This window comes from Acidovorax sp. HMWF018 (genome assembly GCF_003061035.1).
In the GTDB taxonomy this organism is placed as follows: domain Bacteria; phylum Pseudomonadota; class Gammaproteobacteria; order Burkholderiales; family Burkholderiaceae_C; genus Acidovorax; species Acidovorax delafieldii.
On sequence record NZ_QAIM01000685.1, the window covers coordinates 1 to 10,300 of the forward strand.

General features: G+C 63.6%; 8 protein-coding genes. 6 read left to right on the forward strand and 2 right to left on the reverse strand.

Annotation, left to right across the window (positions count from 1 at the left end; genetic code table 11):
• Positions 1–272 precede the first annotated feature (272 nt).
• Entirely contained in the window at positions 273–1,961 is a 1,689-nt protein-coding gene (locus DBR23_RS29055; RefSeq protein WP_108500348.1) for a class I adenylate-forming enzyme family protein, read from the forward strand.
• A complete protein-coding gene (locus DBR23_RS29060) occupies positions 1,958–3,487 on the forward strand; it encodes an MFS transporter (RefSeq protein WP_233250815.1) in 1,530 nt (509 codons plus the stop codon). The genes DBR23_RS29055 and DBR23_RS29060 overlap by 4 nt, the downstream gene beginning before the upstream one ends.
• 19 nt (positions 3,488–3,506) lie before the next feature.
• Here DBR23_RS29060 and DBR23_RS29065 read toward each other — a convergent pair whose 3' ends face one another.
• Positions 3,507–4,682, reverse strand: a complete 1,176-nt coding sequence (locus tag DBR23_RS29065) for a hypothetical protein (RefSeq protein WP_108500350.1) — start codon at positions 4,680–4,682, stop codon at positions 3,507–3,509.
• Between the two features lie 207 nt (positions 4,683–4,889).
• Between DBR23_RS29065 and DBR23_RS29070 the strand changes: the two genes are divergently transcribed.
• The 4 genes from DBR23_RS29070 (at position 4,890) to DBR23_RS29085 (ending at position 7,231) form a co-directional block, all read left to right on the forward strand.
• Positions 4,890–5,537 (forward strand): hypothetical protein, encoded by a 648-nt coding sequence (locus DBR23_RS29070; RefSeq protein ID WP_108500351.1) that lies wholly within the window; start codon positions 4,890–4,892, stop codon positions 5,535–5,537.
• Positions 5,538–5,588: 51 nt separating this feature from the next.
• Positions 5,589–6,233, forward strand: a complete 645-nt coding sequence (locus DBR23_RS29075; protein ID WP_108500352.1) for a hypothetical protein — start codon at positions 5,589–5,591, stop codon at positions 6,231–6,233.
• Between the two features lie 150 nt (positions 6,234–6,383).
• Positions 6,384–6,833 (forward strand): hypothetical protein, encoded by a 450-nt coding sequence (locus DBR23_RS29080; RefSeq protein WP_108500353.1) that lies wholly within the window; start codon positions 6,384–6,386, stop codon positions 6,831–6,833.
• A 77-nt stretch (positions 6,834–6,910) separates the two neighbouring features.
• Positions 6,911–7,231: a hypothetical protein gene (locus DBR23_RS29085; RefSeq protein ID WP_108500354.1), complete on the forward strand. Its 321-nt coding sequence runs from the start codon at positions 6,911–6,913 to the stop codon at positions 7,229–7,231.
• Between the two features lie 2,292 nt (positions 7,232–9,523).
• Here DBR23_RS29085 and DBR23_RS29090 read toward each other — a convergent pair.
• Positions 9,524–10,117, reverse strand: a complete 594-nt coding sequence (locus DBR23_RS29090; protein WP_108500355.1) for a hypothetical protein — start codon at positions 10,115–10,117, stop codon at positions 9,524–9,526.
• Positions 10,118–10,300: the final 183 nt, after the last annotated feature.

Consider the following 10,300-nt stretch of genomic DNA (forward strand, 5'->3'; position numbering starts at 1 on the left):
CCCCTTACCCGGGGCAGGCCGTCAGACCACCGCCAGCCGCTGCGATCCAGCCCTGGCGGTTTTTCTTTGCCCTCACCCCGCCCAACCCCCGGCGGCTGTTGCGCCGTGGCGACGCGACCATGCCATGCGCCAGCCGTTCAAGAGCCCAAAACGACCGCGCAGCAGCCGCAGAAACCAAAAGATACGTACACATACAAATGGTGATCTTTGCCCCGGACCTTGCGTGAAAAACTGCCTGGACTTCGCATTCACGCCGTCTTCGGGAGATTCCGGTGGCCCTTCCATCCCTGCGCAGCCTGCTGGCGCGCTTTCTGCTCAGCCGCCTGCGCACCGCGCGCTCCGTGGCCCGCCTGGCGTATCGCCTGCACCCCCACAAACCTGCGCTCATCGACCGGCGCGGCACCCTCACCTACGCGCAGCTGCAAGACCGCGTATACCGCCTGCAGGCATGGATGCAGGCCCAGGGCGTGAAGAAGGGCGACGTGGTCTTCACCTGGCTGCCCGAAACCGGTGAGCAGTACGAAACCCGGCTGGCCACGTTCGAGAACGGCACCATCTTTGCCAGCTTTCACAAGCACCTGCCGGCCGATGCGGCGCTCACGACCATGGGCCGCGTCAAGCCCACGGTGTTCATCCACGACCCGCTGCTGAGCGCGCCCATCCTGCAGGCCGTGCGCGAGCAGCTGCCCGGCTTGCGCGTGCTGGCGCTGGGGGATGAATACGAGCGCGCCCTGGCGCAGCAGACCCCCTCTGCGGGAACGGCCGATGTGCACGAGGACGATGTGTTCGCGCTGCACATGACCTCGGGCACCACGGGCCTGCCCAAGTCCATCGGCTACAGCAACCGCAAGTACCTGGACAGCGTGCGCCTGATCTCGCGCGCCATCGACTTCAAGCCGCCCGCCAACGGGCCGGACTTGAACATGCTGGGCCTGCCGCTCACCGGCCCGGGCTCGGGCCTGGTGCTGCCCACGCTGCTGGCGGGTGCGGCGCTGGTGATGCCCGAGGACTTTCGCGCCACCACGCTGGCCGGGCTGATCCAGAAGCACCGCGTGTCGCGCGCTTTCCTGTCGCCCTCGGCCATCATCGACCTGCTGGACGAGCCCACGCTGGGCCAGTACGACCTGTCGTCGCTGACCCATGTGCCCTACGGCTCGGAGATGATGCCCGCGCCCAAGATCGCCGAGGCCATCCGCCGCTTCGGGCCCATCTTCCAGCAGGGCTACGGCTGCCTGGAGGCCCTGCCCCCCATCACCTGGCTGCTGCCCCACGAGCATGTGGACGCGCAAGGCAACCCGCTGGGTAACGACATCCTCTCCACCGTGGGCCGCGTGATGCCGGGCGTGGACGTGGTCATCCGCGACGAGCAGTTTGCGCCGCTGCCGCTGGGCCAGATGGGCCTGATCACCGTGCAGACGCCGGTGCGGTTTGATGGCTACTGGCTGGACCCGGAAAAGACCAGCGAGACCCTGCGCGACGGCTGGGTGGTGATGGGCGACCTGGGCTATTTCGATGCTGCGGGCTATCTGCACGTGCTGGGCCGCAGCGCCGACCGCGTGGTGCGCCACGGCCAGGCACTCAACCCGCGCGAGATCGAGGAAGTGGCGCACTGCCACCCGGCCGTCAAGGAGGCCTGCCTGGTGCAGCATGGCACCGCCGCCGTGCTGGTGGCCAGCCTGCGGCAAAGCTGGCGCAACGACCGGGGCACCCAGGCCCTGGAGCACGATCTGGCAGAGTTTCTGGTGCAACACCTGCCGCCCGAGATGCGGCCCGACGATGTGCGCCTGGTCACCGAGATTCCGCGCAGCTTCCTCAACAAGATGCTGCGGCGCGAGGTGCGCCTGATGCTGGAGGCCATGCCGCCGCGCAGCAGCGCGGCGCACACGGCGCGCGCAGAGCCTGTGGCGAGCTCGAAGGCGACTGCTCCCCAGGCCGAAGCAATGGCATCCGCGCACCCATGACAGCCCCCATGAACATGCAGTACACCCCACACATCCGGCTGAGCCTGGGCACCAAGCTCGGCTACGCCGTGGGCAACGTCGGCCTGCAGATGCTGATTGCGGCCATGAGCTTCCTGCTCATGATCTTCTACACCGATGTGGCCCTGGTGCCTCCGGCCGTGGCCGGTGCGGCGCTGCTGGTGGGGAAGGTGTGGGACACCATCAACGACCCGCTGTTTGGCTGGCTGACCGACCGCACGCGCTCGCGCCACGGCCGCCACCGCGTGTACCTGATCTACGGCGCCCTGCCCCTGGCGGTGGTGGCTGCCGCCGTGTGGATGGTGCCGCCAGGCCTGAGCCCCTGGGCAGCGTTTGTGTGGATCGCCGTCACCTACACCTTGTTCGACACCGTGATGACGCTGGTACAGCTGCCCTACCAGGCCATGGCCGCCAACATGACGCAGGACTACGACGAGCGCACCAGCCTCACGGCTTTTGCATCCATGGGTGCCCTGCTGGGGTTTTTTGCGGGCAGCGTGTTCATGCCCCTGCTGGTGCGGGCCGCGCCCGATGCACGCACGGGCTACGCACTGGCCGGCGCCTGTTTCGGGCTGGCCGCCGGGGTGGCCGTCGCCGTGGTGGCCTGGCGCGTGCGCGAACCCGCCACCACCGGCGACTTATCGCCTGCCGCACCAAACCCTCCAGCAGCCACACCCGGCTGGACATCGGTACGCAGCACCCTGCTGGCCACGCTGCGCAACCGCCCGTTTGTGATGCTGGTGAGCGCAGCCGGGCTGGTGCGGCTGGGCCTCACGCTGGTGCAGGCCTCGCTCGCTTATTTCGTCATCTACCAGCTGCAGGGCGACAAGGGCGATTTGCCACGCTTCATGGGCATCCTGCTCGCGGTGGTAGGTGTCTCGCTGTTCGTGTGGAAGCGCGTGGTGGACCGCTGGGAGAAAAACCGGGCCTACATCCTCGGGCTGGTGTTCTGCTGTGCGGGGCTGGTGGCGCTGTACGGGGTGGGCCCAGGCCAGCAGGCCCTGGTGACGGGCATCCTGGTGGTGGTGGGCATTGGCATGGGCGCGCACTGGATCGTGCCGTTTGCCATGGTGCCCGACACCATCGACCACGGCCACATGCAAGCGGGCGAGCGGCAGACCGGCATGTACTACGGCCTGTATGGCCTGGTCGACAAGCTGGCTCGCACCCTGGCCACGGTGCTGGTGGCCGGCATGCTGGAGCTGACCGGTTATGTGCCCAACGTGGCCCAGTCTGCCCAGGCGCTGCAAGGCATCACGGCCATGACGGGCCTGCTGCCGGCGCTGTGCCTGGTGCTGGCCATCCCGCTGCTGATGGCCTACCCCATCACCCGCGCCCGCCATGCAGACCTGGTGCGCAGCGTGGGCGCTGCCGCCCCGGCGGAGACGGCCAGTGCGGCAGCAGTGGCCGCAACCCCTGTACGCCAGAGCGAACACACCACCCGCCCTGCGTGGGAGCCCTCACGCACCCTGCCCGGTGGTGGGCACGACTTCGCACACAGTCGTTAGAGAACATCCGGGAGCGCCCTCAGGCAGACGGCGCTGGCCCGACCGGTTCGGGCGGCAACACGCCGCGCAGCGCCAGACAGAAGGGCTGCGCACACTCTGCGCGCGCTGCATACGGGCAGCCCACGGTCTCGCACAGGCCCGAATCCCCGTTGCGCGCCCGCGCGTCCTCGCGCGGCACCTGGCCGCTGGCATGCAGCACGGCCATCTGGGTCCAGGGGTCCAGGCGCACTGTGGCCTGCTGCAGCATGTCGCGGCCATACACGGTGGCAGCCAGTTGCGGTTGCAGGTCCAGCACCAGCAGCGCGCTGGTGCGCGGCGCGGCAGCATCCATGCCCTGCAACACCAAGGCCATGACCCCCGATTGCAACGCCTGGCCGCCGCCCGCAAAAGGCACCTGCAGCGCGCCGCCCGCAGCGCTGGCGCCCGCGCCCAGGCTTGCGCCGACTTGCGCCGCCGCCGCGCCCGCAGCGGCAGATGACGCCTGGGCCGCCAGCCACGGCACCGGGGCACGCAGGGTGAGCGCCAGCCCGCGCGGCCCCTCGGGGGTCGCCACCACGCCCTGGCGCACCAGCCAGGTTTGCAGCGGCGGCTGGTCGGCATCCAGCGCGCCGCTCTCCAGCGCCTGCGCCATGCCGATGGGCCAGGGCTGCGCGGCCACCACGCGCTGCGGCACTCCGGCCTGGGCGGTGACCTGTGCGACCAGGGCACTCACCATCCGCAGCAACGGTGCGTTGAGGCCCGACGCGGGCCAGGCCGTGCCACTTGTGGCGGAGGCAGCGGAGGTTGCCGCATTGGGCTGCGCCGCCATGGTTGCGCCACGCGGCAGCGCCGACGACCCTGGTGGTGCGGCCCGCGCAGTGCCTTCGCCCCTTGCGCCCTGCAAGCGGCCATCGGCCCCGCCCGCCCTGCGCGGGTCGAAGCCCGCCGCCAACTGTTCGCGCGCCCGGGGCGAGATGCTGGCCTGGTCCGCCGGTGTAGGCAGCGGCCCGCCGGGCGGGCTGGGTGAGGTGACCGAGGGCGGCGGTGCGCTGGGGTCTGCAGTGGGTAACGGCGAGGGTGCAGCGGGTACCGGGGGTGTGGCGGCTTTGGGCTTGTCCAGCCCCAGCAACGCCGTCTGCCGCTGCAGCGCCGCCTCGGCCAGAAACTGGGCCACGGGCGGCAATGCCGTGCGGGACGGATCGATCGGGAGGGTCATGCCGGGTTGCCTGGGGAATGGATGCCCGATTCTGTAGTGATTCGTCCAGCGTGAACAGGCCATGGTGCGGGCAAACCTGTCGCCCGCATCAGCTATCAACTACATAGCAAAAGGTGCAATAAAGTCCAGCGCTACCGGCACTTTTTGCCCACAATCCGGTTCCACCGCCCGCCGCGCTGCCTCTCAGCGTGCGGCCACCTCCCCGCCATGCCCCCGCACACCACCGCCCGCTCGCGCCTTGTTGATTGCCGCCCCACGCCCCACACCGGGGTTGCGCCCGCACTGCTGACGGCCGTGCTGGGCTTCCTGCTGTTCAGTGGCTGGATGTATGCGCCGCAGTGGGAGCGCGCCTTCCGCTCGGACGGCTCGCCGGTGTCGTGGCTGTCGAGTGCTCTGCTGCTGGCGCTCAGCATCACGACCCTGCGGATGGTGGGGGACCGCGCCTTGCCCCGGCGGCTGGGTGCCTGGCTGGCGCTTGCGTTTTTTGTACTGGCGCTGGACGAGCAGTTCATGCTGCACGAGCTGTGGAAGTTCCGCTGCCATGAATGGACGGACGCCTGCCGCTGGGCCCCCGTGCGCGAAGCCCCCATACTCGCCGTGGCGGTGGTGGGCCTGCTCACCATGGCTTGGCTGCACCACGCCTTGTGGCACCCCGGCACCCGCGCGCTGCTGTGGGCGGGCCTGGCGGTGGGCTGGCTGGCGATAGGTGTGGACCAATGGCCCGAAGTGCAAGCGCACTGGCCCCGCCTGCCCGAGCTGCCCGCCCTGCTGGGCACGCTGGAAGAAGGGCTGGAAGTGGTGGCCGAGGCGCTGGTGCTGGGGGCGCTGTTGCGACAGCCAAGCCGCCAAGATTGACACACCATGCCTGCGACGCAGCTACGATTCAGCGCCAACAAGAGGTATTCCATGCCACGCGTTCACAACATCCTGGCCTTCGCCTTCGCCGTCGTCCTGGCCGCAGCCACCAATTGCGCACTCGCCCAAACCCCGGCCTTTGCCCACCCCGATGCAGCGATCGCAGCCCTGTTTCCACAGCGGACGTTCGTGGAGTGGACTTCCACCACCGGCGACTGGAACGGTGACGGCGTGCTAGACATCGCCTTGCTTCTCAATGAAGTCAATGGCCCTTCGGACCGGCCCATGGAAATCCGCCTGGTGGTTCTGGCAGGCAAGCCGGGCGGCCAGTACGCGCCACTGTCTGCCTCTGCCAGTTACTGCCGGGCCCAGAAGTTCTTCAACCTGGAGGCCAAGGGCTCATCGCTGTTGGTCACTGCGGTGGACAAGGCAGAAGACAACGCGTCGGGCCACACCACACTGCAGTTCCGTTTCAACCCACAGCGCGGCGACTTTGAGCTGATCGGCAAGGAGACCGTCTGGACCTCTGGCAAGGAAGGTGGCCGCAGCAGCGTCAACTACCTGAGCGGCAAGTTCATCACTTCTGAACGGGTCAAGGGACGGCTCAAGACCAGCCAGGAGAAGCGCTTTGCGTTGCCTGCGCTGGCCGTGTTGCAGGGGTTTGACTGCGATGTTTACGATGATGGGACGCCTTGAGGGAGGCTGCGTTGCGAAGTGAGGGTCTGTTGCTCCACGACTTTTTCCGAGGCGGCTTTGGGCCCACAGCCGTCCTTGATAGCTTCCCAAACCTGCCTCTGCGGGACTGGTTAAGCTCCATCACTCATCCTAGAAAGAACTTCTCACGTCATGTCCCTAAAGGATTTCCCCCTCGCTTGGCGTTGGACGGACGAAAAGTACACACCAATCCCGCTTGACGTTCTTTTACGAATCGAGCCGCTGGAATTTGCATTGTCGGATGCACTATTTGAACAATCTCTAGCCTTCAATGGAACAGATGGCCTGAATCAGAGCCTGTTCTCGATCAAGTGCCTAGAAACCAGCGACATCGACCCCATTCACGCTACGAATTGGCTGTTAACTTGCCATGACGATAAGGAGACACGCATCTTCCTTTCTTGGGGGCCAAGGACTGCGATTTCGACAACCTGGGGAATATTCGCGCACTACTGGGATTCGTTCTGTTATCCCGCCAGTGATGACCTCACCGTCTGGTCAGAAAGTCTCGATTGGGTCTTCGCCTACCAGCACAGGGAATTGATGCAATTCGGCAAGCGTCAGAAGCTCGATTCACCTTAGCGTGACTGTCTGCTTCTGGCCGGCTGGAGCCTGTTGCATGTTACCTTCCGGGCCGACACGGCTCATTGGAATCATAGATGGACGAATGGCTTGAAAGACAAGCGCCGCTGGACGCAGCGGTAGCGAATGCCCTGATTGCGGCGACCCCGGAATGGTGGAGGGCAGCTAGCCTTGTCGCCGACAGGAAACAGGAATGCTCGCATGAGCGGATGACCATCGTCATCACGTCGCCTGACGGGCAGCCAGAGCCTGTTAGCCCTACCGAGGAAATCTATGCGAGCCTCTACGCGCTCGCGGACCTTTTCCGTGAGCGCGGGACCATCTGGCGCTCCGCGTCGTACTCCGTCAGCCAGGAGGAAAACGGGGACTGGAGGTACTCGGTACAGTTCACCTACTAGAAGCGGGAGGTCGACGTCGAAGGTCCGGTTTTGGCCGGATTCTGCCCCACGGCGAGGGACGCTAGCGGGCCCTGAGCGGGCCTTGGCAACCCTACCGCGAAGCTGCCGTTCACCAGTGCACGCTTCCATGTCAACGACAATGTCGACGGCGCGGCGATGAGTTCGCTTAGCTTGGCACGGGCACACTGCCACACAAAAGTGCCGGTGATCCTTTGGAGACAACACCATGCACGGCAAAGAAATTCTTTGCCGGACCGATTGCGATGGTGACAATGGAATTCATGGCCCTCCCCTTCCAGCAAACAAGTGAGTTGATAAGAGATCTGAGTTTCAATCGTGGCCTGTGGATCTCTTATCCCGCAAGTGCGCGGTTCACTTGGGACGGGGCGGTCGCTTTCATTCCTTAGGCCGCATCGGAACTGTCATGCCAACCCTCTCATCATTTGTACTCATCGCGCTGGGCGTCTATGCATTTGCATTTCTCGTGACAAGACTGGTCCTGTCCTCGAAGGAATTCAAGCAACAACCGCCCGCAGATCAAGAGCGTGCTCGCAAAACGTTCCGGTGGACTCTAGTTTCTCTCCCATTCGTTCTGGCCGGGACGTATCTCCTCTTACTTGCGCCACCGGGCGTAGTTCGGATGCTGCCCGTGTTTCTCTATCTTCTACTCGCGGTTGTAGCGCTATGGCTCTTGTGGAGAAGCTATCGACTTGGAGTCCGACGAGACGAGCGCCTCGTGAAGTCACTCTCAGGCAAGCCGCTGCGGAATTCAAAGGCACTCGTGCGAACGTTCGCTCTAGCCAATTTCATGCTCGCAGCAGGCTATATAGCAATTCTCATCGCGATACCCGCTCTTCGCCTGCCGTTTAACAGTTGGGCTCCACTCATTACCATTATTTCGAGCTGCTACACCATTTTCATGTGGCGTCAGGAGCGCAAGCATTCAGCCTAACCTCTACTTTCAGTAATCCGCTTGAGCCAAACGTTGAGTGCCTGCTTTCAACTACTGCCATCGACTGCTTCTGGCCGGATTCTGCTGCACGGTGAGGGGCGCTAGCGGGCCCGAAGCTGTCTTTTAGGTACAAAACTCAAAGCAGTTATTACTGATAATGGTGCGGTCTACATCACGTTAGGTTTCTTTATGAGCCTGCTCGACCATCTGCAGACCTAGAAGGACGGAAAGTCCAAGATTTTCGCCGCCGAGCGATTTGTCGTTTCGATCACTCCTACGCTTGGGAATGAGAAGAAGGCCAGGTACGTTGAAATCGATGGAAATGGCCTCCTCGGCAGGGCAACTCTTTGGGAAGATGGCTCACTTGAGCTAGAGGCGCTGGACAAAGAATCTGAGCAAACGACTATCCAGGCTTCTCATGTCATAGCTACCGCCGCTGAGTTGGGAGACTGCCTGAACTGGTGGCTAAGCGAAATTGCAATCTATGCGCCACCAGAAACCTAACCAGTCGCTCGAGCCGACTCGCGTCGGCAAACCGCCGCTCGCGGCTCAGATTCAACGTTGAATGTCTGTTGATTGATTCCATCAGCGACGGCTCCTGGCCGAATTCTGCCCGACGGCGAGGGACGCTAGCGGGCCCAAAGGCGACGCTGACATGCCGCCAGGGGCGGTGCAGATCTTGCTACAGCTTTGCGGGGCAGCTTCTAGCGCATCGATTGGCTATCGACGAATCTGATCACCGAGTGCCGGGGCGTACGCGGTATCAAAACCCAGTCGTTCAGATAGGTAACCACCGCAGGGCAGACCGTCATCGCTCCGTAGGTTCGTCTCGCGTTCTCAGGGTCGGTGAAGTGCACATCAATTCGTTTTCCGCGTCGGATTACAAATTTGATATTTAGGCTCGTACACCCATGACTCTGCTTTCCGCGTGAAACGCCAACGAGAGTGAATTGACTGAAGTCGACCTTCGGTGCGCCTATGCTCTCAGCATCCCGCGGATTGGGTTCTAATTTGCCCATCGCCCAGATCTCATCCCACTGTTGCTGGGTTCGAACTACGTACTCGGCATTTGGCCATTCGCGTGGCGACAACTTGTCAGTTTGCAGCCGTAAAAATTCAACGTGCTCACGTATCTCCTGTGCAAATGCGAACGCCCCAGATGCCGCAAGCAGCACTCCGAAAACGACACCTCTCTGCGCAAAGCTACTGAAGGCTATAGGCGACATAAACAACTCCCGATTACGCCATCGTAGCGCTGACGTGGGGGACGCTAACGGGCCCTGAAGAGACATTTGATGCGCTCCGGAGCGGGCGTTCGCCGCCAGTCTTAGAGCGCGAAATCACTCCCCTATGCGCGTCGGGAACAAATCTGGACCAATAGTCTGAAGCCCGACCAGCCCGGTGTTCATGAGCGCGTCGGCGAGTTCATCACTGACAGCAAAGCGCCCAATCTCGGCCAAATAGGCAAGCGGCGCGTCACCAATCGCTCCTTCCTTGAGCACTAGCTCGTCAATGTCCTCTGCCATACCGAGTTCCTCGTCGTAGAACCCGATGACTGAGTGCTCGCGGTCGATGGCACTGTTCAAAATTCTCTGAGCGTTGAGTGCAAAGTAGCGCCCTACGAGCTGCTCCGAGCGATAGCGCACTTGAAGGGGCAGGTACTCGCACTCGCATTCAAACTCCCTCAATACGTTCACGAGCCGAACGGAGGCAATCCGGAACGGGACTGTGGACATGAAGTCAGCGAGGCCTCGGGGCCGCTCACGGTCGTCTTTGATATCAACCCGAATCAGCGGCCACGTTGCCACGTAGGATTTGCCCATGTTCAAGTGGAACCTCTCGTGGCTGTCCCACAGCCGATGAAGGTCCGCGAGATTTGGAGAGGCAATCGGCGCAGGCGTGTCTCTGGAAAGGTCGAAGCTGAGAAGTTTCATGATGTGCTCTGCGAAACGATACAGCACTCATACGCGTGCGGCCAAACGGCGTTTAGTGGGCTGGCACAAACTTCCGCTCCTGGCCGGATTCTGCCCCACTGCAAGTGGACGCTAGCGGGCCCTAAGCGGTGATCGTGAAGCGGTGGCCGTCTGCGCGAAGAACACGAGCCCGTCCGCTGGGTC